The sequence below is a fragment of the Krasilnikoviella flava genome (assembly GCF_900167525.1).
In the GTDB taxonomy this organism is placed as follows: Bacteria; Actinomycetota; Actinomycetes; order Actinomycetales; family Cellulomonadaceae; genus Isoptericola; species Isoptericola flavus.
The window spans coordinates 137,218-163,804 of the sequence record NZ_FUZQ01000003.1; the positions used below are offsets into that span (position 1 = coordinate 137,218).

A 26,587-nucleotide genomic window follows, 5' to 3' on the forward strand; every position below is an offset into this window, starting at 1 on the left:
GGCGTGCGGGTGGTGCGGGAGAAAGGTCGGGACCGGTCAGCCCAGCAGGGCGCGGCGCGTGACCGCGGCGGCCATCGCGGCCGCGCCGGCGGGCGCGGGGTGCAGGCCGTCGCCGCTGTCGAAGGCGGGCGCCAGCCGCGCCCGGTCGGCCGGGTCGGCGAGGGCGGACGCCACGTCGGCGACGGCGTCGAACGCCCCGGTGCCGCGGCCTGCCTCGGCGAGCAGCGTCGCGTTGACGACCCGACGCTCCTCCTCGAGAGCGGGAGTCCAGCGCTGCCAGTCGCCGAAGGGGGTGATCGTGGTGCCGACCACCCGCAGGCCCCGGTCGCGGGCACGCAGGACGAGCTGGCGGTAGCCGGCGAGCAGCACGGCGGGGTCGGTCTGGCTGGGCGGCTGCTGCAGGTCGTTGACGCCGAGCACCACCAGCAGGGTGTCGATGCCGGGCAGGGCCAGGGCGTCGCGGTCCAGGCGCGCCTGGCCGCTCGGGCCGAACCGCTCGTCGTCGAGCAGCACCCGGTTGCCGCTGATGCCGAGGTTCGCGACGCCGACCGGTCCGCCACGCTCGGCGAGGCGACGCGCGAGGTGGTCGGTGAACCGCTCGTCGGCGTCGTCGGGCGTACCCACGCCCTCGGTGATCGAGTCGCCCAGCACGGCGACGCCCGGGACGCCGGGACGCTCGACGTCGACCCCGACCAGCAGCACGGCCGACCTCGTCGTCTCCGCGCCGTCGAAGCCGGGCCCCACGTCGGCGGTGAGGTCGCCCGCGCCCACGTAGCCCGTCGCATGCGTGTTGCGGTGGAAGCTCAGGGGGCCGGTGGGGCCCGGCAGGTGCACGCTGACGACGAGGTCGCCGCCGTCGGGCACGCCGAGCTCCGCCGGGTCGCTGACCAGCGTCGCGCCCGCGGCGAGCAGGGCACCACGCTCGCCGCCGAAGGTGAGCGTCGTGACGGTGGCCGGGTCCACGGCGGCGCCCGCCCCGGCGAGCCCCGCCGCGCGACGCGCGACGGTGACCGCTCCGACGCGGACCGGGGTCGCCGAGAACGTGCCCGCCAGCCGCACGCGCAGCGCTCCTGCCCGGCCGGTCCCCGTGCTGAGCCGCAGCACGTGCCGCACCGTGCGGTCGGTGACGCCGCCCACCACCAGCGGGTCGGTGGCCGTGGGCCGGGTGTGCGCGGTGGTCCACGACGGCACCCACGACGTGGTGCGTGTCCGGGCCGTGGCGGTGTCCGCGAGCGCCGGGCCCTCGTCGAGCGCCGCGGCGCGGGGCGCGAGGAGCAGCGCGCCGGTGGAGGCGAGCGCCCCGGCGAGCAGCGACCGCCGCCCGACGGCGCCGGGGCGGGACAGGGCCTGTGCGGTGGTGCCGGTCATGCGTCCTCCGTCTGGTCGAGGATCACGAGCCCCACCAGGACGGGGACGCTCGCGCACAGCAGCAGGGGGCCCGCGGGGACCACGAGCGAGAACACGGGCGTCGCGACGGCGGCGCCCAGCAGGGCGGTGCCGCGCGGCACCGAGCCGAAGGCGAACCACAGCGCGCCGGGCGCCCAGGTACGCACGGACCCGTCGGGCCGCGCGGCGGCGACCACGGCGAGCGCCAGGTGGTAGGGCACGGACGCGACGAGCAGCCCGAGCGCGAGCATCACGAGGACCAGCGCGCCCGGGCCGGTACGCCCGACGAGGAACACGACGTCGACCACGAGCAGGGCGAGACCCGCCGTCGACGCGACCGCGTGCCCGAGCAGCGGGCGCCAATACGTGCCGAAGGCGCGGAAGACGCCCGTGAACACGCGGCCCTCGCCGTCGGCGCGCCAGGCCCGCAGGGCGTGGCTGGTCGCCGCGAGCGCCGGGAGCCAGGTGACGACGCCGAGGCACAGGATCGCGAACGCCGCGCCCGCCGCCACGGGGTGCGCGAGCCACTCCAGCCAGCCCAGGAACGTCTGCGACCAGCGGCGGGACCGGTCGGCCGGCGCGCGGCCGGCGGCGGGCGCGGCCGTCATCGCTCGCCCCGGGCCGGGAGCACGGCGGTGACCTCGGCGTCGCCGTCGAGCAGCACCTGGCCGTCGAGCTCGACGCGCCGGGCCCCGACGACGGCGACCCGGTCGCCCGCGACCAGCACCGCGCGCGCCAGCGCCGTCACGCCGTCTGCCTCGATCGCGCCGTCCGGCCCGGCGAGGTACACGCGCTCGCCGCCGCCCAGGTCCACCCCGACCTCCATGGTGAGCGGGCGGGGCAGGCGGACGGTGGAGGGCGTCGGGCCGAAGGCGTCGAACGGCTCGATCGTGGTGACGGCGAGCAGGTCGCGGGCGGCGGGCGGCGTGACGCGCAGCGTGTGCAGCCGCCGCGTCACGACCAGCGACGGGGTGCTCGACGTCGGGTTGGCCTCGACGTCGGTCACGACCTGCTCGGCGCGGGCGCCGCCGGCGGCGTGGGTCGTGAGCCACGCGCCCGCACGGCCGTTCCGCAGCACGCGCCGCACGACGCCGTCGTCCGCTCCGTCCCCGAGGCCGTCGTGGGGCACGTCGCGGTCGACCGTCTCCGTGGGGTGGTCGGCGTGCAGCAGCACCGTCCACTCGCGCGGCTCGGCGGCCCGCCCGCGGTCGACGACGACGGTGCGCCCGGAGGGCAGGACGACGAGCGTGCGCTCCAGCGACTCGACGCCCAGCTCGGCCGGGTACATCCGCCCGATGCGGGCGCGGCCGTGCAGGAACCCGCCCTCAGCGAGGACGTCGACCATGTCGGCGGTGCGGTCCGGCGGGGCGTCGGCGTAGACGTGGTACCGCCCCTCCCCCGCGAAGCCCTGCCCGTCGACGAGGACGAGGTTGTGGTGCCCGGCCCGCTTCTTGTTGGAGTACCCCTCGTCGACCAGCAGCCACGCGCCGCGCGACGCGAGCACGAACGACCCGGCGTCCGGGTGGTGATGGCCGGCGCTGAGGGTGTCCCAGCCGCGCTCGGCGTCGATCCGCCGCGACGTGTCCCAGGCCGTGTGCCCGCCACCGGGCGACGACTTGAACGACACGAGCGTGGCGTCGTCGTCCCACGACGTGCGGTGCACCAGCAGCCCCAGGTCCTCGAACGCCGCCTGCGCGGGGACGGACGTGGCCGGGTCGACCGGCGCCACGGACGCGTCGTACCAGAGCAGCTCGGCCCAGGCCTCGGGCAGCACGCCGGGCTTCACGCCGCTCTCGTACGCCTCGCGCCAGAAGAAGCGCCTCGCCACGGTGTCGGCCAGCCACTGCGCCTCGCCGATCCCGTACCGCGACGCGAGGATCCGGTACAGCGCCACGCTGTGCCCGCTGCGCCGGTCGTGGCAGTCCCCGTGGTCGACGATCTCCTCGTAGCCCGGTGCGGCCTGGTGCAGCCGGTAGAAGAACGTGCGGGCCAGGAACCGGCACCGGTCCCACCAGTCCACGCCCTCGGCGTCGTGCAGCAGGTCGAGGTAGGTGGCGAGCCACGGCACGCCGTAGCGCCAGTAGACGACGCCCTCCATGTCGGAGCCGTCGGCGGGCAGCACGTCGACGACGGTGGACATCGCCGCCTTGGCCCGCTCCGTCCAGGCCGGCACGCCGAGCGCGTAGCCGGCGGTCGCGAGGCCGGTGTGGCAGATCCAGTGGTGGTTCTGCCAGTACGAGCTGCTCCACCAGCCGCCCTCGCTCGCGACGGCGAAGTCGAACAGCCGCTCCCCCTGCAGCGCGAGCTTGGCGCGCAGCGTTTCCCGCCGCTCCGGGTCGAGGTCGTCGCCCAGCCAGGAGTACGCCAGCGACAGCCCGTGGAGGATCCACCCGGCGTCGAGGTCGTGGTCGGGCAGGTGCGCGCGGCCCCAGTGCTCGAAGGACACGGCCGCCGAGATCCAGCGCCACGCCTCCTCCAGGTAGTGCCGCTGGCCCGTGAGCCGGTAGGCCAGCGCGAGGTTCGCGGCCGCCGGGCCCAGGTACGTGATGCTCGCGAGCGGGTGCTCCGCCGGCGGCGCCGTGCGCCGGTACAGGTCGCACTGCTCCGCCAGGCGGCGCCACTGCGGCGCCAGGTCGCCGTCCAGCCGGGAGCGCAGGTCGGCCAGCCGGGCGTCGTCGAGCAGCAGCATCCGGGTGGTCGCGACGACGTCGGTCATGCCATCGCCTCCGGCAGGGCGTGGACGTGGACCGCCCCGTCCGCGCGGAGCACCCGCACCTCCGCGGCGTCGAGCTCGACGCCCGTCACGTCCGCACCGCCCCCGCGCGCGTCGACGTCCGCCTGGTACACCGACACCCACGTCGCGGACGTCGCGCCCTCGGCCGCCCAGTCCACGTGCGCACGCTCGCGCTGCGGGTCGTCCGCCGGGCCCGGCCCGGGGAGGACGACGGCGCGCACGGGCACGGGTCCGTCGGTCCCGGCGCCGTCCGGCCCGGCGGCGCCGGCGGCGTGCACGCCGTCGAGCGCCTCGGCGCCCAGCCAGGCCGTGCGCACGACGTCGCCGTCCACGCGCACCCCGAGCGGCACGTCGGGCCGCAGCCCGAGCACCAGCCGCCTCGGCCGGTCGGCGCGCGCGTGCACGACGTCGAGCAGGTAGCCGTCGCCGAGGACGACGTGCCGCACGGCGCGGGCGCCGTCGTACCAGGACGTCGCGTCTCCGCGGACCTCGACGGTCAGCGACCGCTCGTCGCGGGCCAGCAGCCGCCCGGTCGCCTCGGCGGGGTCGGCGTCGTCGACGCGGACGACCGGGTGGGCGGCGGCCGACGCGTAGTGCGACCGCCAGGCCGGGTGGCCGTACGGCACCTGGCCCGGGTCGGGCTGCCACGGGGTGCTGCGCCCGAACAGGGCGAGCGCGAGCTTGTCGTGGTGCCCGTGCCCGGCGCCGTGCGGCCCGTGGTCGAGCACGGCGTGGATCCCCGCCCCGCGCAGGACGGCGATCCCCACCTCCTCGTCGAGGCTCACGGCGGGGCGCGGCGGCCGCGCCACCGCCAGCGGCGGGGCGGCGAACCAGCCCGGCGCCATCCGGCGCAGCTCGTCCTCGAGGCCGTCCGCCCCCTCGTCGTCGCCGTCCCCTGCCGCCGCCTCCGTGCGGGCGTGCGCGGCGACCGCGGCCAGCCCGGCGTCGGCGACGAAGCCGTCGGCCAGCGCGGCCAGCTCCGTCCACTCGAGCGCGAGGGCCGGGCGGGAGTACGGGCCGTCGTGCACCGACGGCAGCACGCCGCCATCGGTCGCGAGCCCGGCCAGCACGTCGACCATCGCGACGAGCCGGTCACGGGCGTCGGCGGGCAGGTCTGTGGGGTCGGTGCCGCGCAGGGACAGGAGATAGGCCCGCACCACGAAGCCGTGGTAGTACGTGCTGGCCTCCCACTCCCAGCCGCCGCGGGTGCTGGCGGCGAGGGCGTGGGCGAGCTGCCCGTGCTCCCCCGACAGCCACTCGTCGCCGGCGACGGCGGGCGCCTGCCGGTCGCCGCGCACGAGCGCGGCCGCCCGGCTGCACACCCGCCCGGCGGCGTTCAGCCAGGCGGTGTAGTTCGACGTGAAACGTCCGTCGTCCACGAGCCGCCCCCGGGCGGCGCGGGCCGCCTCGGCGGTCGCGTCGAGCATCCCCAGCACGGGGACCAGGTCGCCCGCGCGGTCCGGGTCGGCCTCCGCGAGGGACCACACCGCGTGCCCGATCGACACGGCCCAGATGGCGTCCGTGAGCGCCTGGTGGAACAGCCTCCCGCGCAGCATCCAGTCCTGCGCGCGCTCGTGCTCGCCCCCGCCCGCGACCTCCGCGTACACGTCGGCGTAGCCCACCAGCAGGGCCACCGCCTCTGCCCGCGCCGCCGCGTCCCCGGTCCGGGCCGCCCGGTGCGCCAGCACCCGCGCCCGCCGCGCCCACGCCTGGTGGCTGAGCACCAGCCAGGCGCCGCGCACGAGCTCGGTGTCCACCGTGCAGCCGTGCGGGCACCGCACGCCGCCGACGGGCGGCACCGGCCCGGGGATCCCCGCGTGGGAGAGCTCTGTGCCGTGCGTCGGGCAGACGAAGTCGTGCCACCAGCCGCCGCGCTGACGGGGCAGCCCGGCCGCGACAGCGCCGGCGGGGAGGGGGACGGGGGCGAGGGAGGTCATCGCGGCCAGGTCCCCCCGTCGATGTCGAGGGTGGTGCCGGTGATGTACGACGCCTCGCGCGAGGCCAGGTACTGCACCGCCGCGGCGACGTCCTCGACGGTGCCGGGGCGCCCGACCGGGGTGCCCGCGACCATCTTCTGCTGCGCCTCGTCGGTGCTGAACGTGCCGTGGAACGCCGTGTCCGCGATGTAGCCGGGGGCCACCGCGTTCACCGTGACGCCCTGCGGGCCGAGCTCCTTGGCGAGGCCCTTGACGAAGCCACGCACGGCCGCCTTCGCCGCCGCGTACACGACCGATCCCGGCCCGCCGCCGTTGTGCGCCGCCAGCGACGACACCGCGACGATCCGCGGCCGGTCCGACTCGCGCAGGTGCGGGATCGCGGCCCGGCAGGTGCGGAACGTGGCGCCGAGGTTGACGTCGACCACGGCCTGGTAGTGGTCGTCGCTCATCTCCGCCACGGGCACGCGCCCCACCAGGTGGCCCGCGTTGCACACCACGACGTCGAGCCCGCCCAGGAAGGCGACCGCGTCCTCGACCAACCGGTCGACGTCCTCGGTCGACGTGACGTCGGCCTGCAGCGCGACCGCCTTGCGGCCGAGCGCCTCGATGTCGGCCACCGTCCGTGCGGCCGCGTCGGCCGAGCTGCCGTAGTGGACCACGACGTCCGCCCCCGCGGCCGCCAGGCCGAGCGCGACACCGCGCCCGATCCCGTGCCCCGCGCCCGTGACGAGCACCTTCGCGTCCGTCATGTCCATCGCCATCTGCTGTCCTCTCTGTCCGACGGGCGGCCGTCCGCCGACCGTCACTTGATGCCCGCGTTCGCGAAGCCGCGGACGAAGTACTTCTGGCCGAGGAGGAAGAGCACCACCATCGGCAGGGTCGCCAGCGTGGTGCCGGCCATGAGGAACGCCCACTGGGTGTCGTTCTCCGTGCGGAACACCGACAGGCCCACCTGGATCACGCGCATCGAGTCGGTGCGCGTCACGAGCAGCGGCCACAGGAAGTTGTTCCAGGAGCTCTCGAACGTCAGCAGCCCCACGGTGATGAACGCCGGCTTGACCAGGGGCGTCATGATCCGTGCCCAGATGCCGAGCTCGCTCACGCCGTCGAGCCTGGCGGCCTCCTCCAGCTCCACCGGCAGGTCGAGGTAGAACTGCCGGAACAGGAAGACGGCGAACGGCGTCACGGCGCCGGGCACGATGAGCGCCCACCAGGTGTCGAGCCAGCCGGTGCCGCCCTGCCCGAGGATGTCGTTGCCCCCGAACAGCGGCATGAACCGCACGATGAGGAACTCGGGGATGATCTTCGTGTAGGTGGGGATCATCAGCGCCGCGACGAACCCGAGGAACACCAGCTCCGAGCCGCGGAAGCGCAGCCGGGCCAGCGCGTAGCCCGCCATCGACGCGACCAGCAGGTTGATGGTCGTGTGGCTCACCGCGATGACCAGGCTGTTGCGCGCGTAGGTGAGGAACGGCGCCGCGGCGAGCGCGTCGGCGTAGTTGCCCCACGCCCACTCGGTGGGCAGGAACGTGGGCGGGCTCGCGGCGATGTCCGCCGGCGTCTTGAGCGACGTCAGCACCATCCACACGAACGGCACCACCATGACGACGGCGATGACGCTCAGGGCCACGTAGAGGGCGGCCCGCGAGAGCCGGCGGCGCGACGCCGGGGAGCGGCCGACGACGTCGAGCGAGGTGCGCGGCGAGGTCGCGGTGAGATCAATGCCGGCCACTGTCGCCTCCGTTGAGCCGTCGGTTCGCGAGGGTCAGGAGCAGCAGGAAGACGAACAGGATGATCGACTGGGCGCACGCGTAGCCGACGCGGAACTCCCGGAACGCCGACTTGTAGATCTCGTACGTCATCATCGTGGTCGTGTTCGCCGGACCGCCGTCCGTCAGGATGTAGATGAGGTCGAACGCCTGGAAGGCGGAGATGACCGAGGTGACGAAGACGAAGAACGTGGCGGGCTTGAGCAGCGGCAGCGTGATGCTGAAGAACTGCCGGGTCTTCGACGCCCCGTCCACCGAGGCCGCCTCGTAGACGTCCTTCGGCAGGGACTGCAGCGCCGCCAGGTAGATGAGCATCTTCAGGCCGATGCCCTGCCAGATGCCGACGACGATCACCGACGGCATCGCCCACGTGGTCGACGACAGCCAGTTCTGCGCCGGGATCCCGAAGAAGCCGAGCACGGCGTTCAGCAGGCCGTTGCGCGGGTCGTAGATCCACAGCCACACCAGCGCGACGGCGATGGTCGCGGTCACCTGCGGGATGAACACGGCGGTGCGGAACAGCGCCCGGGCGCGCAGCTGGGTGTCGAGCATCAGCGCGATGAGCAGCGCGATCCCCATCGCGACCGGCACGGTGAAGAACGCGTAGACCAGCGTGTTGACCATGCCCCGGCGGAACACCGGGTCGGTCAGCGCGTCCACGTAGTTCTGGATCCCGGTGAACCGCGGCTGCGTGAGCACGTCGTAGTTGGTGAACGACAGCACGAACGCGGCGATCACGGGGATGCCGATCCAGATCAGGGCGTGCAGGAACGCCGGCGCCACCATGAGCATCCCGGCTCGGCGCCGGGCCCCGCCCGCCCGCCGGCGCCGGGGCGCGGGCGAACGGGGCGGGGTGGCAGGTGGTGCGCTCACGTCGCGCGGCGCGGAGACGACGGCCACGACGACCCCCTCTTCCTCGGTGTGACGGTCACGGTCATGGGGCGGGCCGGGTCACAGGCGGGCGATCGCGTCGTTCGCGATGCCGGCGAGCTGGTCGATGGCCTGCTGGGCGGTCTGCTGCCCGACGATCGCCGTCTCGAGGGTCGGCTTGATCTTCTCCCGGATCTCCATCCAGGCCGGGGTGCCGCCCTCGGACCGCGCCTTGCCGAGGTTCTCCAGCGCGAACGCGACCATGGGGTTGCCCTGGACGTACTCGCTGTCCTTGAGGTCCGAGATCGCCGGGACCGAGCCGCGCTGCTCGCTCGCCACCAGGACCGGGTCCGGCGAGCCCAGGAACTCGACGAGGGCGCGCGCGGCGGCGGGGTTCTTGCTGGTGGCCGACTGGGAGACCATCGTGCCGCCCTGCAGCATCGCCGGGTCGGTGTTGCCGAGCACGAACGTGCCGATCTTGTCGATCAGCTCGGGCGACTGCTGCTCCAGCTGCACGTACAGCGAGTTGTTCGTCATCATGATCGCCGAGGTGCCCTGCTGGAGGGTGGTGGGCTGCCCGGCCTCGGTGGTGAGGGCGAAGTCGGCCGAGCCGTCCGCCATCATGTCGAGGAAGAGCTGCAGCGACGCGACGCCCTCGGGGCTGTCGAAGAGCACCTCGCGGCCGTCGGCGGAGAAGAGCTCGCCGGAGTTGCCGAACAGGAACGTCTCCCAGCACTGGCGCAGGTCGATGGAGAACGGGTCGAAGCCCACGCGGGTGACCTTGTCGCCCTCCTTGACGGTGAGCTGCTTCGCGATCTCACGCAGCTCGTCCCAGTTCTTCGGGGTGTCCTTGATGCCGGCTTCCTCGAAGAAGTCCTTGCGGTACGCGACGATGCGCGTGTCCAGCACCATCGGCAGGGCGTAGAGCTTGCCGTCGAACCGCGACGGCTCCAGCACCCGCTCCTCGTACGTGTAGCGCGTCGCGAGCGACTCGGGCAGCGGGGCGATCGCGTTCTTGAAGGCGAACGGCGGGATCCAGCCGACGCCCAGCGTGACGACGTCGGGCATGAGCCCGCTGGCCAGGCCGGTGGTGATCTTCTCGTTGAGCGACCCGTAGTCGGTGTAGTCGACGGTGACGTTGACGTCCGGGTACTTCTCGTTGAACTGCTTGAGCAGTTTGCCCTCGAGCGTGTCCTTGCCGGTGGCGCCCTCGAACAGCGCGCACAGGAAGGTGATGTCGCCCTCCACCGGTCCGGTGGGGTCGGCGGCGGACGAGCCGCTGGGGCTCGTCGTGGCACAGCCCGCGACGGCGGCCGCGGTTCCGAGGCCCATGGCCGTGAGGAAGCTGCGACGGCTGAATTCCATGACAAGCCCTTTCGATCGGCGTTGATCTGGCGAAGGCGTGGGGAGTCGACCTCGACTCCGGTGTAACGATGCACCGACCATAGGGGCGGGTGTGACCGGCGTCAAGCGTGAATTGATGCCCTATGATCGGCGCCAGACAGTCCATCGATGCACTGGACGGTGGGCGGAGTCCGGAACCGGAGGAGGCCGCACGGAAGCATGGCTGGCATCACGATCCTGGACGTGGCGCGCGCCGCCGGCGTGTCCACGAGCACCGTCTCGAACCTGCTGAACGGGCGCACCGGCCGCATGCTGCCCGAGACCCGCGAGCGCGTGGAGTCCACCATCCGCGACCTCGGCTACCGGCCCAACCGCGCGGCGCGCCAGCTCCGCACGGGCAAGCCGCAGGTCATCGGCCTCGTCGTGCCGTCCGTGGGCAACCCGTACTGGGGTGCGCTCGCCCGGTACCTCGAGGCCGCCGCGCTCACCGAGGGCTACCACGTGCTGCTGTGCAACTCCGAGCGCGACCCGGCGCGCGAGCGCCAGTACGTCGACGAGCTGGTCTCCGACGGCATCCGCGGCATCGTGCTGTGCTCCTCGCTGCCGTCGCTGGAGCACGTGTCCGGGCTGATCGAGGACGGGCTGCGCCTGGTCGCCTTCGACCGCACCGCCCAGGCCGACGACCCGGTGGGCCTGGTCAACGTGAGCGTGGACAACACCATCGGCGCCGAGCTCATGGGCGAGCACCTGGTGTCCCTCGGCCACCGCAGGATCGCGTTCGTCTCCGGGGCGATCCGGTCGGTCAACCGCACCGAGCGGTTCGCGGGCTTCCTGCGCGCGCTCGAGCGGGCCGGCATAGCCCGCCCGGACGTCGTCACCTGGCCGGGCAGCAGCAGCGCCGACGGGACCTTCGGCGACGTCGAGGCCGCGGAGCTGGGGCGGGTCGCGGCCACGGAGCTGCTCACCGGCCCGAACCCGCCCAGCGCCATCTTCGCCGTCAACGACATGACCGCGATCGGCGTCTGCCGCGCCGTGCGCGACGCCGGCATGGAGGTGGGCCGGGAGGTCTCGGTCGCCGGCTTCGACGACATCGTGCTCGCCGAGCTCTACTCGCCCCGGCTCACGACGGTGCGCCAGCCGATGAAGGAGATGGCCGCGGCCGCCTTCCGCGCGCTGCACGCCCCCGCCGACGGGCAGCCGACGTCGCAGGCGACGTCGCTGCTGTTCCGGCCGGAGCTCGTGGTGCGCGACTCGACGGCCGCCCCGGTCGCCTGACCCGGCGCGCCCGTCACAGCGGGGCGGAGGCCAGCGTCTCGCCGCCCGCCCGCGCGATCTCGACCCGCTGGATGCGGTCCAGCGGCAACGCGGACGCCGCGCCGAGGCCGGTGGAGGCCGTGCCCGACCCGGTCCACGTCGCGGCGACCGTGCGGCCGCCGTCGTGGTCGACGAGGACCAGCGTGTAGGTCGCCGCGTCCGGCGGGTCGTAGGCCCCCGACCGGGGCGGGTACGTGCAGCTCCACTCCAGGCTGGTGCCCCACGGCCGCGCCGTCGCCGTGAGCGACGCCCGGACCTCGACGGCGCCCACGGGCTCGAGGTCCACCGTCGTGCCCTGCGCCACCGGTGTGGTCGCGGACGGCGCGGAGCCAGGCCCGTCGGACCCTGGACCGAGGGCCAGCCCCGCGCCGACGCCGGCCACCAGCAGCGCGGACGCCGCGGCCACCGTGAGGGTGCGCCGCCGCCGCCGGGAGCGCCGCGCCGCGCCGGCCAGGCCCGCCAGCGGGACGACGTCCGCCAGGTCGCCGTCGTCGCCCTCGCCCGCGACGACGGCCCGCGGGCCCGCCGCGAGGGCGTGCTCCACGGGCACGGAGGCGAGCAGGCCGGGCACCCCGGCCAGCTCCGTGACCGCCGCGCGGCAGGCGTCGCACCCGGCCAGGTGCTCCTCGAACTCGCGGCGCTCGGCCGGGCCCAGCGCCCCCAGCACGTACGCGGCGTCCCACTCGCGGTAGGGGTCGGTCGTCGCGGTCATGGCGTGACTCCCTTCTCCTGGAGCGCCAGCCGCAGGGCGCGCAGGGCGTAGTGCAGCCGGGACTTCACGGTCCCGGCCGGGACGTCGAACTCGTCGGCCAGCTCGGCCACGGAACGCCCGCGGTAGTAGGCGCCGACGACGACGGCGCGGTGCTCGGCCGACAGGTCGGCGAGCGCGTCGGCGACGAGCCACGCGTCCAGGACGGCCTGGGTCCGGTCCGGCTCCGCCTGCTCCGGCAGGTGCCCCGTGACGCGCTCGCGGGCGTGCCGCGCGCTGCGGAGCTGGTCGACCACGAGGTGGCGCGCCACGGTGAACAGCCAGGCGCGGACGGACTCCTCGGGGCGCTCCAGCACCTCGGGGTGGCGCCAGAGGCGCAGCAGCGACTCCTGCACCACGTCCTGCGCGTCGGCGCCGTCGGGCACCAGCCGCGCGACGAACCGCTGCAGGTCGGGCGCGTGCGCGGTGTGGATCGCCGCGAGGAGCTCCTCGTCGGCCCGGGAGCGCGACCTCACGACGAGCACTCCGGGTCCGCCGGGGCCAGGTGCAGGGAGAGCTCGACCGACCCGTGGTCGTCCTCGGCCTCCGCCATCACGCCGCGCGTGACGCCGTGCACCGTCAGCTCGCCCGTCAGGTCCACCTCGGTGGCGCCCGCCGTCAGCCGTACCGGGTCGGTGACCGCGAGTTCCGCGGCCGGGAACGTCCCCACCTGCATCACGCTGCCACGGAAGTACGCGTCCCGCGGCGGCTCGTCCGTGACGATGCCGCCGTCGAGGGCCGGGTCGGCGCCCACCCCGACCAGCACCTTCGTCCGTCTGCGCACGACCGGCCCCCTTCCGCCGAGGGCCGCGCCCGCCCGCGCGGCTCCTACCCGCACGACGAGACAGGGCCGGGGGAGGTTCATCCGGGCCCGTGGGCCCGCCGGTGAACCGTCGGTGCCGCGATCTCGTCGTGCTCCATAGGTGCACCGAGCCGTGTACCCGAGACGGAGGAGACATCATGCGCACCACGAGCAGGCGACTCGCGGCCCTGGCCGCCGCGGCGGCGCTCGCCGGGACCCTCGCCGCGTGCAGCGGGGGTGGCGGCGGCTACGGCGGCGGGGCGAGCTCCCCGACCGACACCACGACGGGCGGCACGACGGGCTCGCCGTCCGGCGGGGGTGGCTCCGCGAGCGCCGCCGCCCTGACCACGGGCGAGAGCGACCTGGGCACGATCGTGGTCGACGGCCAGGGCATGACCGTCTACTACTACACCCCGGACGAGCCGGGGTCGGGCAAGAGCGCGTGCACGGACGAGTGCCTCGCGGCGTGGCCGCCGGTGCACGCCGGCAGCGGGACCCCGGCGGTGAAGGGCGTGACGGCCGACGTCGGCACGATCACCGGCAACGACGGCGAGCCGCAGCTGACGCTCGACGACCGGCCCGTCTACCTGTACGCGGGTGACGCGGCCCCGGGCGACGTCGCCGGCCAGGGCCTCCAGGACATCTGGTGGGTGGTGGCGCCCGACGGCTCCGAGATCACCACGATGGCCGGCTCGGGCGGCGGGGGCGGCTACTGACGGGTGTCAGGCGACGTACGCGCCCTGCCACACGGTGTCGAACGGGGTGCGGGCCGCGACCCGCGCCTCGATCCCCTGCGTCACCATGTCCTTCGCGACGCGGACGGCGTCGTGCACGTCCGCACCCTTGGCGAGCTCGGCGGTGATCGCGGCGGCGAACGTGCAGCCGGCGCCGGAGACGCGCTCCTCCCCCACCTTGGGGGCGGCGTAGACCGTGACGTCCTCGCCGTCGAACAGGACGTCGACGGCGTCCGGCCCGGACAGCTCGACACCGCCCTTGGCGACCACGTAGCGCGGCCCGCGGCCGTCGCCGAGCCGGGCGTGGATGCGCCGCGCGGCCTCGACGAGCTCCTCCAGGGAGGTGATGTCGTCCATGCCCGCCAGCGTCTTGGCCTCGAACAGGTTCGGGGTCACGACGGTGGCCAGCGGCAGCACGCGCTCGCGCAGCGCGGTGTCGGTGTCGAGGGCGGCGCCCGGCTCCTGCCCCTTGCAGATCAGCACCGGGTCGAGCACCACGTGCCGCCACGGCTGCGACTCGAGCGAGCGCGCCACGACGTCGATCGTCGCCGGGGTGCCGAGCATCCCGATCTTCACCACGTCGAGCGCGTGGGTCGACGTCGCGGCCTCGAACTGGTCGGCGATGACCTGCGGGTCGACGGGCACGAACCGGTGGCCCCAGTCGTGCTTGGGGTCGAAGGAGACGATGCAGGTGAGGGTGCCCACCCCGTAGGTGCCCAGCTCCTGGAAGGTCTTGAGGTCGGCCTGGATGCCGGCCCCTCCGGTGGCCTCGGATCCGGCGATGACGTACGCGAGGGACGGCGTGCTGCTCATGGTGGGCCAGCCTACGACGGCCCCGACCCGGGGTTGTCGGGCCGGATCCGTAGGGTGGGCCCATGAGCGTTCAGATCGGGGCCCACGTCGACCTGTCCGACGCCGTCGCGCAGGCGAAGTCGATCGGGGCGGACGTGGTGCAGGTGTTCCTGTCCGACCCGCAGGCGTGGAAGGTGCCGCCGCTCGATCACCCCGGCGGCGCGGAGGCGTTCCGGGAGGAGACGGCGGCGGCGGGCCTCGGCGTCTACGTGCACGCCCCGTACGTCATCAACGTGGCCTCGACCAACAACCGCATCCGCATCCCGAGCCGCAAGCTGCTGCAGCAGATCATGACCGGGGCCGAGGCGATCGGCGCCCGGGGCGTCGTCGTGCACGGCGGGCACGTCACCGCCAAGGACGACCCGGCCGTGGGCTTCGACAACTGGCGCAAGGCGATCGACGCGCTCGAGACCGACGTGCCCGTGCTCGTCGAGAACACCGCGGGCGGCGACTTCTCCATGGCCCGGCGGCTCGAGCGGATCGAGCAGCTCTGGGCGGCCGTCATGCAGGCGAACGGCGCCGAGAACGTCGGCTTCACGCTCGACACCTGCCACGCCTGGGCCGGCGGCATCGACCTCGCGACCGCGGTCGACGACATCCGGGCGATCACCGGGCGCATCGACCTGGTGCACGCCAACGACTCCCGAGACACCGCCGGGTCGGGCGCCGACCGGCATGCGCACTTCGGCGAGGGGAACATCCCGCCGGAGCTGCTCGTCGGCGTGGTCGCCGCCGCGGGCGCACCCGTCGTCTGCGAGACGCACGGCGACATGGGCCCCGACATCGCCTGGCTGCGGGAGCGCCTCGCGGCCTGACGCCTCGACCGCCCGGCCGGATCGGCCGGATCGGCCCGCGGGCCTGTGGACGAGGGGCGACGACGCCGAGGGTGGCCCCTGGGCCCCGGCGCAGGAAGGGCCGTGCGCCGAGGGTGACACCTCACCCCGCGGCGCGGCCCGCGTCGTGCACGACGATCGCCGCCTGCACGCGGTTGGCGGCGTCCAGCTTGGTGAGGATGCGCGAGACGTGCGTCTTCACCGTGGGGACGCTCATGTAGAGCTCCGCGGCGATGTCGGCGTTGGACAGGCCGCGGGCGACCGCGAGCGCGACGTCCCGCTCGCGGTCGGTCAGCGTGTCGAGGCGCGCCGCGGCGGCGCGGCGCCCGTCGGGGGCCGAGCCCTCCGTGACGGCGGCGATGAGCTGCGCGGCGACGCGCGGCGACAGGGTCGGCTCGCCGTCCGCCGCCGCCCGGACCGCGGCGACGAGGCGGTCGGGGGGCGTGTCCTTGAGCAGGAACCCCGCGGCGCCGGCGCGGAGGGCGTCCACGATCATGTCGTCGGTGTCGAACGTGGTGAGCACGATGACGCGCACGGCGGAGGCGGCCACGAGCCGGCGGGTGGCCTCGATCCCGTCGAGGCGCGGCATCCGGATGTCCATGAGGACGACGTCGGGCCGCTCGCGCGCGACGACGTCGAGAGCCTCCAGCCCGTCCCCGGCGGAGGCGACGACGTCCAGGTCGGGCGCGCCGCCCAGGATCAGCGACAGCCCCGACCGCACCAGCGGGTCGTCGTCGACCAGGACCACCCGTGTCTTCTCGCTCATGCCGCCCATCTCATGCCGCCCGTCTCATGCCGCCCACGGTAGCCACGCCTCCAGGAGGAAGTCCGCGGCGCGCCCGTCCCGCGGCGCGACACCGCCCGTCGTGTCACCCGTCGTGCCGTACGACAGCCGTCCGCCCACCAGCTCCGCCCGCTCGGTGAGGCCCACGAGCCCGAGCCCGGACTCCGGTGCCGTCGGCAGCTCGGGATCGGGACCCACGGTGCGCACGGGGTTGCGCACCGTGATCGTCAGCCCGTCCCCGGGCGCGCCCGCGAGGGCCACGGACACGGGCGCCCACGGGGCGTGCTTGCGCGCGTTCGTCATCCCCTCCTGCACGATCCGGTAGGCGTGCCGGCTCACCGCCTCGCCCAGCTCGTCGACCCGGTCGACGTGGTCCGCGAGCCGCACGTCGACACCGCTCGCGCGGGCCTCGGCGAGCAGCTCGTCGAGGTCGGCCAGCGTGGGCTGCGGCGGCTCCGGCGAGGCGGGCGCCGGGTCGCGCAGCACGCCGAGCACCTCACGCAGCTCGGCCAGGGCGGCGTGCGCGTTCTCCTGCACCACCGCCGCGGTCTCCGCGACCTTCTCGGGCGGCAGGTCGGTGCGGTAGGCCAGCGCGCCCGCGTGCATCGCGACCAGGGAGATGCGGTGGGCAAGCACGTCGTGCATCTCGCGGGCGATGCGCGTCCGTTCCGCCGTCCGCGCCTGCGCCACGCGGCTCGCCTGCTCCCGCTCCGCCGTCTCCGCGCGCTCCCGCAGCGACGCGAGGTGCTCGCGCCGCAGCCCGATGTACGCGCCGATCCAGACCAGCAGCGCGAAGATCAGCACCGATCCGAGGCCCCCGACCCACGTGTCGACGTCCTGCTGCGACGTGGTGGGGTGCGTCCGCTCGTAGACCCAGCTCGCCGCGGCGAAGGCCACCCCGACGGCCGCGAGCTGCCACCAGCGACGGCGCGTGGCGAGCGAGATGATCGCGATCGCCTGGGCGCCGATCGCCAGGACGGACACGGCCGAGGCCGCGGTCAGCACCAGCGCCACCGTCAGCGGCGCCCTCCGCCGCAGCAGGAGCACCGGGAGCGCGGCGAGCCCGACGAGAAGGTCCAGCGCCAGGAGCCCGTCGGACATCGTCCGCTGACCGGTGTCGGACTCCCAGGCGACGAAGACCAGCGCCGTCATGCCCGCCAGCAGCGCCACGAGCACCCGCCACGTCTCGCCCCACACCCGGCGGGCTCGGGACGGACGGGCAGGGGCGGCGGGCACGTCGTCGAGCCTAGGCACCGCCCGGCCCTCGGGCATCCGCCGGGCGGCTGGGGCGCATCCTCCGGAAGGAGGACACGAACCATCCCCTCGCCGGACGCGCCGCCGCCGCCCGCCCGGGCAGGGTGGAGCCATGATCACCGTCGAGCACCTGACCAAGAGATACGGGCCGTCCGTCGCCGTGGACGACGTGTCGTTCACCGTCGAGCCCGGCCACGTGACGGGCTTCCTCGGCCCCAACGGCGCCGGCAAGTCCACGACGATGCGCATGATCTGCGGCCTCACGCCGGCCACGTCGGGTTCCGCCCGCGTGCTCGGCAAGCCGTTCACCGCGCTCCCCAACCCCGGCCGCCGCGTGGGCGTCCTGCTCGACGCCGCCGCCCAGCACTCCGGCCGCACCGGCCGGGAGGTCCTCACGCTGGCCGCGCTGATGACCGGCGTCGACCGCCGCCGCATCGACACCACGCTGGACCTGGTGGGCCTCACCGAGCGCGAGTCCGCCCGCCGCGTGGGCCAGTACTCCCTCGGCATGCGGCAGCGCCTGGGCATCGCCTCGGCGCTGCTGGGCGACCCCGAGGTGCTGATCCTCGACGAGCCGGCCAACGGCCTCGACCCGGCCGGCATCCGCTGGATGCGCGACCTGCTGGACGACTTCGCCTCGCGCGGCGGCACCGTGCTGCTGTCCTCCCACCTGCTGCGCGAGATCGAAGCGGTCGCCGACCGGCTCGTCGTCATCGGCCGCGGCCGGGTCGTCGCCCAGGGCCACAAGGACGACCTGCTGCGCCAGGCGGGCACGTTCGTCCGCTCCACCGACGACGTCGCCCTCGCCCTCGCCCTGCGGCAGGGCGGGGCCGGCGTCGAGGAGCTCAGCACCGGCGGGCTGTCCGTCGAGGCCGAGCCGATCGACGTCGGCCGTGCGGCGGCCGCGGCGGGCGTCGTGCTCGCCGAGCTGCGCGCCGCCGACTCCCGCGGCCTCGAGGACCTGTTCCTCGAGCTCACCGCCGACGACGCCCGTGAGCAGTCCCGGATGGAGGTGCCCGCATGACCACCGCATCGTCGAACGCCCTTCGACAGGCTCAGGAACCGCCGGTCGAGACCAGGACCCGCCGCACCCGCACCACCCCCGACGTCCGCCCGCTCACGTTCGCCACGCTCACGCTGGTCGAATGGCGCAAGCAGCTCGACACCCGCGCCGGCCGGTGGTTGCTCGCCGTCATCGCGATCGTCACCGCCGGCGTGCTGGCCGTGATGGTGGCGGTGAACGGCGGCAACCACTCGTTCAGCGCGTTCGTCGTCGGCACGACGACGCCGATGGCGATGCTGCTGCCCATCGTCGGCGTGCTCGCCGCGACGTCCGAGTGGTCGCAGCGCACCGCGCTGGTGACCTTCACCCTCGAGCCTCGCCGCACCCGCGTCGGACTGGCCAAGGTGGTCGCCGCGATCGGCTCGGGCCTCGCGCTGCTCGTCGTGACCGTGGGCCTCGCCGCCCTCGCCCACCTGCTCGTCGTCGCCTTCCGCGACGCCGACCCGGCGTGGGACGTCACCGCGCGCGCCGTGCTCTACCTGGCGCTGTCCGTCGTGCTGTTCATGGCGCAGGGGGTCGGCTTCGGCCTGCTGCTGCGCAGCACCCCGGCAGCCATCGTCACCCTGCTCCTGGCGCCGACCCTGTTCGGCCTCGTGGGCGGCCTCGTGCCGGGCATGGCCGACGTGCTGCCCTGGATCGACCTCGGCACGGCGGGCGAGCCGCTGCTCTTCGGTAGCGCGCTCGACGGCGAGGGCTGGGCCCAGCTCGGCACGGCGACGCTCATCTGGGTGGTCGCGCCGCTGGCCGGCGGCCTCTGGCGCGTGGAGCGCAGCGAGATCTCGTCGTCCTGATCAACCGCCGTCGAGGTGCCCCCGCATCTCGACGGCGATCTGGTCGGCGTCGAGCTGCTCCAGGGCCCTGCTCAGCAGGTCCGAGTCGTACGTCCCCAGGGCTCGGGCCTCGAGCAGGGCCTTGCGCTGCGCGGCGATGGTCGCGAGGCGCAGCTCGAAGAACTGCGCGGACAGCTCCTCGGGCGTGGCCTCCTCCTCGTCCTGGTCGGCCTGCTCGCGCACGACGACGGACCGCACGCGGTCGACGACGTACGGCGCGTAGGGGGTGCCGTCCTTGCGGCGCAGCTCGGGGTCGTCGAGCACGTCGCGGGCGGTGCCGTCGACGATCTCCCGCAGTCCCTGCGTGCCCTCGACGAACCGCGACGAGGTGACACCCGCCAGCCCGAGCCGCCGCACCACCCACGGCAGGGTGCCGCCCTGCACCAGCAGGGTGCCGGCCGCGACGCCGAATGCGATGAGGATCAGCAGGGACCGCTGCGGGAAGTCGTGGGGCAGGGTCTGCGCCGCCGCGAGCGTCACGACGCCGCGCATGCCGGCCCACACGATGACCACGCCCTCCTTCGGACCGAGGGGGGCGGCGACGAGGTAGTCCACGTCGGCGATCCGCCGCGTGAACCGGCGGCGGAACTCGGTGATGCGGTCCATCCGGCGCTGCCGGATCCGTTCCTTCTGGTCGTCGGACAGCCCGCCGGCGGCCACGCGCCGCTTGTCGGCCTCGACCTGCACGCGACGCTGCACCCGTCGCACCTGGCGGCGCGGGTTGCCGGCCTCCCACACTCGTTGGTCGCCCTGGGTCCACACCGCGGAGAGGGCCTGCGCCGCCTCCGGGGTGATGATGCCGTTCGGGTCCGTGAACTCGTCGAGCTTCGCGGAGACCCGGTGCTCCATCCGGTCGAGCGTCTCGCGGACCTGCTCGGCCCGCCGCCGTCGTGCCGCGAGGTACCGCAGCAGCGGGAGCACGAACATCGCGCGCAGCGCGATGACGCCCGCCGCCGCGAGGGCCGCGACGCCGACCGCCGTCCAGAGCGACCCGTGGGCCTCCCGCACGTCCTGGACCAGCCCGAACACCTCGAGCCCCATCGCGAGGAACAGGCCGCCCTCGAGCAGGATCTCGATGGTCCGCCAGTTCATGCGTTCCGCCACCCTGTCCTGCGGACTGAGGTGGCGCGCGGAGAGGGTGCTGGTGACGAGCCCGGCCGCGACGGCGGCGACGATGCCGGACGCGTCGAGCTCCTCGGCGGGCAGGTAGGCCACGAACGGCACCACGAACGACACGGCGGTGGACAGCGCCGCGTGCCGCAGGTGCTCGCGGGCCCACAGGCCGAGCCGGCCGACGATCACGCCGATGATCACGGCGAGCAGCACGGCCTTGAAGAAGCTGCCGACCACGCCCCACAGGCTGACGCTGGCCGCCGTCGCCGCGATCGCCGAGCGCAGGAGCACGAGAGACGTCGCGTCGTTGAGCAGCCCCTCGCCCTCGAGCATCACGACCACGCGCTGCGGAGCACCGAGCTTCTTGATGATCGACGTGGCGACGGCGTCCGTCGGGCTGACGATGGCGCCGAGCGCGATGCCGGCGGCCAGGTCGATGCCGGGGATCACCCAGGAGAAGACGAACCCGAGCAGCACGGCGGAGATGACCACGAGCAGCACGGCCATGCCACCGATCGCGGTGAAGTCGCGCCGGAAGTCCATCGACGGGAACGACGCCGCCGACGCGTAGAGCAGTGCAGGCAGCACGCCGACGAGGATGACCTCGGGGTTGATGTCGATGGCCGCTACGGCCGGGACGAAGCTCACGGCGACGCCGATCAGCACCAGGACCAGCGGTGCGGCGACCCCGGCCCGGGGCGCCAGCGCGGTGACGGCGATGACGACGACCGCCGCGAGCACCGCGACGAGTAACACCTCCATGCCGAACAACGTAGGCGCACCGTCGCGGGTTCTCCTGGGCCCGTCACCGGACCGATATCAGAGTGACCCACGTCACAGTCGATCGGTGTTGCTTAACGATATATCGCGTTCTATCTTAGATACGTCGCGATACCTCCGGTGGTTGAGCCTGTCGAAACCCCGGACCCCCGCGGTCGAGCCCGTCCCCGGAACCGGGTCGACAGGCTCGACCAGCGGATCACCCCAGACCCCGAACCAGTGAGGACATCTCTCATGCGTACCCCCCGAGACACTTCTTTCGACCCCCGCACCTTCGATCCCCGGTCCTTCGACCGGCACCCCTTCGACCGTCAGCCCGGCCCGCGCGGCGACCGCCGCCGGCGCGGCGACTTCCCCGGACCCGAGGGCTTCGGCCCCGGCTTCGGCCCCGGCCCGGGCTTCGGCCCCGGGTTCGGCCCGCGCGGCCACCGGGGCGGCGGGCGCCGCGCCGGCCGCGGTGAGATCCGGGCCGCCCTGCTGCTGCTGCTCGCCGAGCAGCCCATGCACGGCTACCAGGTCATCACCGAGCTCGCCGAGCGCACCGACGGCCGCTGGCGCCCCAGCCCGGGCGCCGTCTATCCGGCCATCTCCCAGCTCCAGGACGAGGGCCTCGTCGCGGTGGCGGACGACGGCGGACGCCGGCTCGCGTCGCTCACCGACACCGGCCGCGCGTACGTGGAGGAGCACCGCGAGGAGCTCGGCAGCCCGTGGCAGAAGGTCGCGGAGGACCCGCGGCGCCAGGGGCACGAGCTGCACCACGCGATGCGCGCCCTGGGCGGCGCCGTCGAGCAGGTCGCCCGCGCCGGCACCCGGGCGCAGGCCGAGGCCGCTGCCGCGGTGCTCGACAGGGCGCGGCGCGAGGTCTACCTCGTGCTCGCCGACACGAGCACCGGCACGAGTGCCGAGACGGCCACGGACACCGGCACCGACGACCCGTCAGCCGAGACCGACGATCTCGGTCGGTGACCACCGGACGAGCCGGCCGGCGACCGCGAGCTGGACCCCCCAGCCGTCGCCGCCGAGCTCGACCTGCCACAGCTGACGGCCCGAGACGGCGTCGAGCGCTACCCAGTGCACGACGTCGCCTCGGGCGTAGTCCGGCACGACGAACGCGGCGAGACGGCCGTCGGTGAACGCCGCGTCGACGAACCGCGGCCCGTACGCGCCCATCGCGTCGAGCCCCTCCACGAGGTCCGGCCGCACCCACAGCACCTCGCCCGTGCCGAGGTCCAGCCCGTACACCCGACGGCCCTCGTCCACGACCACCGCCACCTGCGAGGTGCGCACCAGGAGGCTGGTGCTGCGCACGTCGGTGCGCCACCGCTCGTCGCCGTCGGCGTCCGTGCCCACGGTCGCGCCGCCCCGCCGCTCCAGGTGCACCCCCTCGCCGCCGCCGTCCGTGCTCAGCGGCACGAGGTAGCGCCCGCGCACCTCGCGCACCTCGGTGCCGTCGTCGCGGAGCAGGCGGTCGGCGTCAGCCGGGTCCCGGGCGCCCAGGCCGTCGGCGTCCGTACGGACCACGTAGCCGCCGTCCGTGAACGGCTCCACCGAGAACCCGTCGAACGTCCCCGGGTCGTCCGGGCGGTCCAGGCGCACGCCCTCCGGCGTGAACCACGCGTCGATGCCGCAGCCTCCCAGCCACAGCACCCGGTCCGTGACCATCGCCTGCACACCGCCGCGCAGGTCCACCCCCGACGTGGTGCCGTCGTCCGACCAGCGCACGCACAGCGACGGGTCGACGGCGGCGTCGAACCGCACCGTGTCGTCCCACCGCAGCTCCCCCGTGATCGCGTCCTCGACGCGGACCCGCAGGTCGTACCCGTCGGGGATGGCCCCCTCGTCCGCGATGCCGGACACCACGTCGTCCGCGACGTGCGGGTCCACGGGTGAGGCCTCCCCGACCCAGTCCACGGTGACCAGCCCGCCGTCCGCGCCGGGGTAGAGCTCCGACGGCGAGCCCTCGACCTCGCGGCTGCCCTCCACGGAGCCGTCGGCGCCCACCACGGTCACGGTGCTGTGCCGCGCCGCGCCGTCGTCGGCGGCGGGCGCCTGCGTCACGCACACGATCCGGTCCACCGCCTCCGGCTGGAAGCCGCCCGACCACACCTGCATCCCCGGGCCGCAGGAGCTCGCCGAGCCCGGCAGGTCCACCTCCCAGCGCCGCTCGCCGGTCTCGACGTCCAGCCCGAGCAGCGCGTCCCGGTGCTGCGCCACCACCAGCCCGCCGAGCACCCCCATCAGGCCGCCCGGGGCGTCGCCCTCGGCCGCGACGCGCCACACCTCGCGCGGCTGGTCCGTCAGGTCCAGCACGCCTCCGGGGGCGGAGCGCAGCGCGGCGAGGCGGCCCCGGTCGCCCACCGTGTCGACGACCACCGCGGTGAGCGTCACCGCGACGAGCACCACCGCGGCCGCCAGCCGACGGCCCCGCAGGGCGTCGCGCACGCGGTCCGCCGCGCGGCGCCACGTCAGCACGTCGTCGGCACCGGGGGGCGGGGCGAGGTCGTCGGGATCGTCGTCGGCGTCCTCGACAGGGTCGAGGTCGATCAGGAGGGGGCCGCGCGTCCCGGCCCGGTACGTCGCCCGCACGACCGGCCCGGCCTCGCCGTCTCCGGCACCGTCGGGCTCGTTGCCGTCCTGATCGATGCCGTCGGGATCGAGGTCGAACGTGTAGGCGTCCGGGCGGGCGCCGCGTCGTCGGGCCACCTCTCGAACCTAAGCCTGGCCCCCGCGACCGGCGACCCGTGCGCGGCCCCCGCCGGTCAGATCACCCGGCGCCGCTCGACCGACCGTGCCACGGCCAGCTCCAGCAGGGCGGTGCGGGCACGGCGGCGGCGGTCGTCGGGGTCCACCGTCATCCGGTCGCCGGGGTTGGCGCGGCGCTCGGCCGGGCGGGAGCCGGCGGAGGCGTGCGGCGACGGCAGGATCGGCCGGGAGGTCGTGGCGGGCATCGTGGCCGGGGTCGGGACAGGCATCGTGCGCCTCCTTCTCGCGGCCCGGGTGGCCGCTCGTCCCCATGCTGCGAGGCCGGCGTTTCCGCGGTGTTGCCCCCGCGTGACGGCCTCGTCAGGGCTCGCGGCCCGGAGGCCCGGTCAGAGGAAGACGGCGGTGCGCGGCCCGAGCGGGCGCACGAGCACCCGCCAGCTCACGACCTGCGCCGCGAGGACGGCCACGAACGCGCCCAGCACCGGCCACGTCAGGTCGTGCAGCACCGCCGCGGGTGCGGCCAGGGCGAGCGTCGCGGGGCCGACGACGGCCGCCGTCGCGACCACCGGGACGACGGCGAGCAGCGGCCCCGCCGCCCGCACGACGCCACTGCGGCGCTCTCCGCGGTCGAGGTCGAAGCGGGCCGCGAGCGCCACGCCCGCGGCGGCGACCAGCAGCACGGCGGCCACGAGGGCGGAGGCGGTGCCGAGTGCGGCGACCGCGAGCGCGCCGAGGGCCGCCAGGGTGCTGAGCGCGGCGGCCGGGACCAGGGCGCGGCGCACCCGGACGCGGGCCTCCCGCCCGACCGCCGCGGGCGTCCGGGCGGCGACGACGAGGCCGCCGTGCACCCGCGCCGCCGCGACGGCCAGGCCCGCGGTGACGACCGGCAGCCCGAGCGCGAGCGCCTGCGCCGCGCCCGACCCGCCGTCCGCCTGCGCGCCGACGACGGACAGGCGCACCCACGCGACCCCGGCGAGGGCCCCGAACGCGGCGGGCAGCGCGAGGCTCGCCGCCTGCGCCGCGACGTCCCACCCCCGGCGCCAGCGCGGCGACGGCAGCCGGCTGCGCAGCCAGAGCCCGGCGTCCCGCACGACCCACGCCACCAGCAGCGCGACGACCACGGGATAGCCGGCCGCCCACAGGGTGGTCTCCACGTGCCCGAACGCCGCGAGCAGCACGCCCGCCGCGGCGACCAGCCACACCTCCCCGAGCAGGAGGAACGGCGCCACGGTGGCGAGCACCAGGCGGCGGCGCGCGTCGTCCCGGCCGCCGAGGGCGCGCACGAGCGGCACCCCGCCCTGCACCGCGCCGTCGAGCACCGCCCAGCCGGCGAGCAGGACGGCGAGCAGCAGGCCCCAGCCCAGCGCGTTCATCGGGTGCCTCCGAAGGTGAGGATCTCGGTGCGGTCGTCGTCCACGCCGGCCTCCGCTGCCCCGCCGGTCGAGCCTGGCCCGCCGGTCGAGCCTGCCGAGACCCGCGCCGCCTGCACGTCGTCGAGGTCGCGAAGCACGTCGGCGGGCGGGGCGCCGAGCGCGAGGCGCGTCGTGCCGCGGCGCGCGAGCCTCGCCATCACGGCCCAGTCGACGACGGCGAGGGTGAGCATCACCCCGACGAGGACGACCAGGGACGTGATCACGGCGGCCGCGGACGCGCCCGAAACGGCGTCCTCGGTGCGCAGCACGCCGGCGATCGCCCAGGGCTGGCGCCCGATCTCGCGGGCCGCCCAGCCGAGCAGCGCGGTGAGGAACGGCACCGGCAGCAGGACGGTGAGGGTGCCGTAGAGGGCGAGGCGCAGCGGCCGCCACATGCGGAACAGCAGGTTCCCCGGCAGCAGGAGGAGCAGCACGCACCCGACGACGAACGCCAGGCCGCCCACGCCCTGCATCACCGCGTACGCGATGCCGACCACCGGCGGGTCGCCGCCGGGCACGTCCTGCAGGTACCCGAACTGCGCGTACCCGAACCCCGTGGCGACGAACGCGCCGAACGTCCCCGCGACCAGCCCGATCCGCATCGACCGCCGCCACACGTCGTTCTCCGGCGACATGACGGCGCCCGGCAGGCCGGCCGCGACCACCCCCGGCAGTCGCGACGGCGCGCGGCGCAGGTGCCACGCGCTGACCCCGACCAGCAGGAACGCGCCGGCCATGAGGCACGCGCCCACCACGTGCAGCGCGGACTGCAGCGCCGCCGGGTTCGTGATCAGCGCCGCCGCGTCGGTGACGCGGGCGACTCCGTCGACCATCTCGAAGCCGACCGGGTTTCGCAGGAAGCCGTTCGCCACCATCACCGTGAAGGCGGACAGGTAACCCGTGACCACCACCGCCCAGAACGCGGCGGTGTGCGCCCAGCGCGGCAGCACGTGCCAGCCGAACACCCACAGGCCGAGGAACGTGGACTCCAGGAAGAACGCGGCCATCGTCTCGATCACCAGCGGGGCGCCGAGCACGCCGCCGGCGACGTCCAGCAGGCCCGGGAAGTGCAGCCCGAGCTGCAGCTCCATGACGATGCCGGCGGCGATGCCCAGCGCGTAGTTGACCAGGTAGAGCTGGCCCCAGAACCGGGTGGCGGTCTCGAGCGTGGCCGCCCTCCCGGCGTCGCGGGCCGCCGCCCAGCGGGTCTGCAGGATCGCCACGACGGGCCCGAGCCCCAGCGTCACCAGGACGAAGAGGAAGTGGGTCCCGGCGAGCAGCGCGAACTGCAGGCGGGCGGCGTCGACGGCGGTCATGGGGCCGAC

The 26,587-nt window shown here is 75.0% G+C and carries 25 protein-coding genes; 6 read left to right on the forward strand and 19 right to left on the reverse strand.

Annotated features, from left to right (window positions below):
* Window positions 1–36 precede the first annotated feature (36 nt).
* The 8 genes from B5Y66_RS08620 to B5Y66_RS08655 are packed head-to-tail and all read right to left on the reverse strand — an operon-like array spanning window position 37 to window position 10,061.
* Window positions 37–1,368 carry a GDSL-type esterase/lipase family protein gene (locus B5Y66_RS08620; RefSeq protein WP_079573524.1) on the reverse strand — a complete coding sequence of 444 codons (1,332 nt, stop codon included), beginning with the start codon at window positions 1,366–1,368 and terminating at the stop codon, window positions 37–39.
* Window positions 1,365–1,994, reverse strand: a complete 630-nt coding sequence (locus tag B5Y66_RS08625) for a DUF624 domain-containing protein (RefSeq protein WP_217700762.1) — start codon at window positions 1,992–1,994, stop codon at window positions 1,365–1,367. The genes B5Y66_RS08620 and B5Y66_RS08625 overlap by 4 nt, the downstream gene beginning before the upstream one ends.
* A complete protein-coding gene (locus tag B5Y66_RS08630) occupies window positions 1,991–4,102 on the reverse strand; it encodes a DUF4962 domain-containing protein (RefSeq protein WP_139820806.1) in 2,112 nt (703 codons plus the stop codon). The genes B5Y66_RS08625 and B5Y66_RS08630 overlap by 4 nt, the downstream gene beginning before the upstream one ends.
* Window positions 4,099–6,057: a heparinase II/III domain-containing protein gene (locus B5Y66_RS08635; RefSeq protein ID WP_079573526.1), complete on the reverse strand. Its 1,959-nt coding sequence runs from the start codon at window positions 6,055–6,057 to the stop codon at window positions 4,099–4,101. The genes B5Y66_RS08630 and B5Y66_RS08635 overlap by 4 nt, the downstream gene beginning before the upstream one ends.
* Window positions 6,054–6,818 carry an SDR family NAD(P)-dependent oxidoreductase gene (locus B5Y66_RS08640; RefSeq protein WP_079573528.1) on the reverse strand — a complete coding sequence of 255 codons (765 nt, stop codon included), beginning with the start codon at window positions 6,816–6,818 and terminating at the stop codon, window positions 6,054–6,056. The genes B5Y66_RS08635 and B5Y66_RS08640 overlap by 4 nt, the downstream gene beginning before the upstream one ends.
* A gap of 41 nt (window positions 6,819–6,859) precedes the next feature.
* Window positions 6,860–7,789 (reverse strand): carbohydrate ABC transporter permease, encoded by a 930-nt coding sequence (locus B5Y66_RS08645; protein WP_245807010.1) that lies wholly within the window; start codon window positions 7,787–7,789, stop codon window positions 6,860–6,862.
* Window positions 7,776–8,726, reverse strand: coding sequence for a carbohydrate ABC transporter permease (locus B5Y66_RS08650; protein ID WP_245807011.1), 951 nt, complete (start codon window positions 8,724–8,726; stop codon window positions 7,776–7,778). The genes B5Y66_RS08645 and B5Y66_RS08650 overlap by 14 nt, the downstream gene beginning before the upstream one ends.
* Window positions 8,727–8,777: 51 nt before the next feature.
* Window positions 8,778–10,061, reverse strand: a complete 1,284-nt coding sequence (locus tag B5Y66_RS08655; protein WP_079573532.1) for an ABC transporter substrate-binding protein — start codon at window positions 10,059–10,061, stop codon at window positions 8,778–8,780.
* A gap of 198 nt (window positions 10,062–10,259) precedes the next feature.
* Between B5Y66_RS08655 and B5Y66_RS08660 the strand changes: the two genes are divergently transcribed.
* Window positions 10,260–11,315 carry a LacI family DNA-binding transcriptional regulator gene (locus B5Y66_RS08660; protein ID WP_079573534.1) on the forward strand — a complete coding sequence of 352 codons (1,056 nt, stop codon included), beginning with the start codon at window positions 10,260–10,262 and terminating at the stop codon, window positions 11,313–11,315.
* A 13-nt stretch (window positions 11,316–11,328) separates the two neighbouring features.
* Here B5Y66_RS08660 and B5Y66_RS22685 read toward each other — a convergent pair whose 3' ends face one another.
* From B5Y66_RS22685 to B5Y66_RS08675, 3 genes are read right to left on the reverse strand one after another with little or no spacing between them, the layout of a single operon-like run.
* Window positions 11,329–12,066: an anti-sigma factor family protein gene (locus tag B5Y66_RS22685; protein WP_079573536.1), complete on the reverse strand. Its 738-nt coding sequence runs from the start codon at window positions 12,064–12,066 to the stop codon at window positions 11,329–11,331.
* On the reverse strand, window positions 12,063–12,578 hold the full coding sequence (locus tag B5Y66_RS08670; protein WP_079574375.1) for a sigma-70 family RNA polymerase sigma factor: 516 nt from the start codon (window positions 12,576–12,578) through the stop codon (window positions 12,063–12,065). The genes B5Y66_RS22685 and B5Y66_RS08670 overlap by 4 nt, the downstream gene beginning before the upstream one ends.
* Complete coding sequence (locus B5Y66_RS08675) at window positions 12,575–12,886, reverse strand: YceI family protein (RefSeq protein ID WP_245807012.1); 312 nt, start codon at window positions 12,884–12,886, stop codon at window positions 12,575–12,577. The genes B5Y66_RS08670 and B5Y66_RS08675 overlap by 4 nt, the downstream gene beginning before the upstream one ends.
* Before the next feature lie 176 nt (window positions 12,887–13,062).
* On the opposite strand from B5Y66_RS08675, the gene B5Y66_RS08680 reads away from it, so the two are divergent.
* On the forward strand, window positions 13,063–13,620 hold the full coding sequence (locus B5Y66_RS08680) for a COG4315 family predicted lipoprotein (RefSeq protein ID WP_079573540.1): 558 nt from the start codon (window positions 13,063–13,065) through the stop codon (window positions 13,618–13,620).
* A 6-nt stretch (window positions 13,621–13,626) separates the two neighbouring features.
* Here B5Y66_RS08680 and B5Y66_RS08685 read toward each other — a convergent pair whose 3' ends face one another.
* On the reverse strand, window positions 13,627–14,451 hold the full coding sequence (locus tag B5Y66_RS08685) for a hydroxymethylpyrimidine/phosphomethylpyrimidine kinase (protein ID WP_079573543.1): 825 nt from the start codon (window positions 14,449–14,451) through the stop codon (window positions 13,627–13,629).
* A 62-nt stretch (window positions 14,452–14,513) separates the two neighbouring features.
* Between B5Y66_RS08685 and B5Y66_RS08690 the strand changes: the two genes are divergently transcribed.
* Window positions 14,514–15,305 (forward strand): deoxyribonuclease IV, encoded by a 792-nt coding sequence (locus tag B5Y66_RS08690; RefSeq protein WP_079573545.1) that lies wholly within the window; start codon window positions 14,514–14,516, stop codon window positions 15,303–15,305.
* 121 nt (window positions 15,306–15,426) lie between these two features.
* Here the strand turns inward: B5Y66_RS08690 and B5Y66_RS08695 are convergent, their stop codons facing one another.
* Both B5Y66_RS08695 and B5Y66_RS08700 read right to left on the reverse strand, forming a co-directional pair.
* A complete protein-coding gene (locus tag B5Y66_RS08695; RefSeq protein WP_079574378.1) occupies window positions 15,427–16,089 on the reverse strand; it encodes a response regulator in 663 nt (220 codons plus the stop codon).
* 24 nt (window positions 16,090–16,113) lie between these two features.
* Window positions 16,114–17,343, reverse strand: a complete 1,230-nt coding sequence (locus B5Y66_RS08700) for a sensor histidine kinase (protein WP_217700763.1) — start codon at window positions 17,341–17,343, stop codon at window positions 16,114–16,116.
* A 130-nt stretch (window positions 17,344–17,473) separates the two neighbouring features.
* On the opposite strand from B5Y66_RS08700, the gene B5Y66_RS08705 reads away from it, so the two are divergent.
* Window positions 17,474–18,385 carry an ABC transporter ATP-binding protein gene (locus B5Y66_RS08705; RefSeq protein ID WP_079573549.1) on the forward strand — a complete coding sequence of 304 codons (912 nt, stop codon included), beginning with the start codon at window positions 17,474–17,476 and terminating at the stop codon, window positions 18,383–18,385.
* On the forward strand, window positions 18,382–19,215 hold the full coding sequence (locus B5Y66_RS08710) for a hypothetical protein (protein WP_079573551.1): 834 nt from the start codon (window positions 18,382–18,384) through the stop codon (window positions 19,213–19,215). Before B5Y66_RS08705 ends, B5Y66_RS08710 begins: the two co-directional genes overlap by 4 nt.
* On the opposite strand, the gene B5Y66_RS08715 is transcribed toward B5Y66_RS08710, so the two are convergent.
* Window positions 19,216–21,129 carry a cation:proton antiporter gene (locus tag B5Y66_RS08715; protein ID WP_079573554.1) on the reverse strand — a complete coding sequence of 638 codons (1,914 nt, stop codon included), beginning with the start codon at window positions 21,127–21,129 and terminating at the stop codon, window positions 19,216–19,218. It lies immediately after the preceding gene.
* A gap of 252 nt (window positions 21,130–21,381) precedes the next feature.
* Between B5Y66_RS08715 and B5Y66_RS08720 the strand changes: the two genes are divergently transcribed.
* Window positions 21,382–22,113, forward strand: a complete 732-nt coding sequence (locus B5Y66_RS08720; RefSeq protein ID WP_079573556.1) for a PadR family transcriptional regulator — start codon at window positions 21,382–21,384, stop codon at window positions 22,111–22,113.
* Here B5Y66_RS08720 and B5Y66_RS08725 read toward each other — a convergent pair.
* From B5Y66_RS08725 to B5Y66_RS08740, 4 genes are all read right to left on the reverse strand, one after another.
* Window positions 22,084–23,850 (reverse strand): outer membrane protein assembly factor BamB family protein, encoded by a 1,767-nt coding sequence (locus B5Y66_RS08725; protein ID WP_079573558.1) that lies wholly within the window; start codon window positions 23,848–23,850, stop codon window positions 22,084–22,086. The two genes, B5Y66_RS08720 and B5Y66_RS08725, sit on opposite strands and share 30 nt — an antisense overlap.
* A gap of 56 nt (window positions 23,851–23,906) precedes the next feature.
* The gene (locus B5Y66_RS08730) at window positions 23,907–24,119 is read right to left on the reverse strand and encodes a hypothetical protein (RefSeq protein WP_079573560.1); all 213 of its coding nucleotides are present in this window, start codon (window positions 24,117–24,119) and stop codon (window positions 23,907–23,909) included.
* A 117-nt stretch (window positions 24,120–24,236) separates the two neighbouring features.
* Window positions 24,237–25,223 (reverse strand): cytochrome d ubiquinol oxidase subunit II, encoded by a 987-nt coding sequence (locus tag B5Y66_RS08735; protein ID WP_079573563.1) that lies wholly within the window; start codon window positions 25,221–25,223, stop codon window positions 24,237–24,239.
* Window positions 25,220–26,578 (reverse strand): cytochrome ubiquinol oxidase subunit I, encoded by a 1,359-nt coding sequence (locus tag B5Y66_RS08740; RefSeq protein WP_079573565.1) that lies wholly within the window; start codon window positions 26,576–26,578, stop codon window positions 25,220–25,222. Before B5Y66_RS08740 ends, B5Y66_RS08735 begins: the two co-directional genes overlap by 4 nt.
* Window positions 26,579–26,587: the final 9 nt, after the last annotated feature.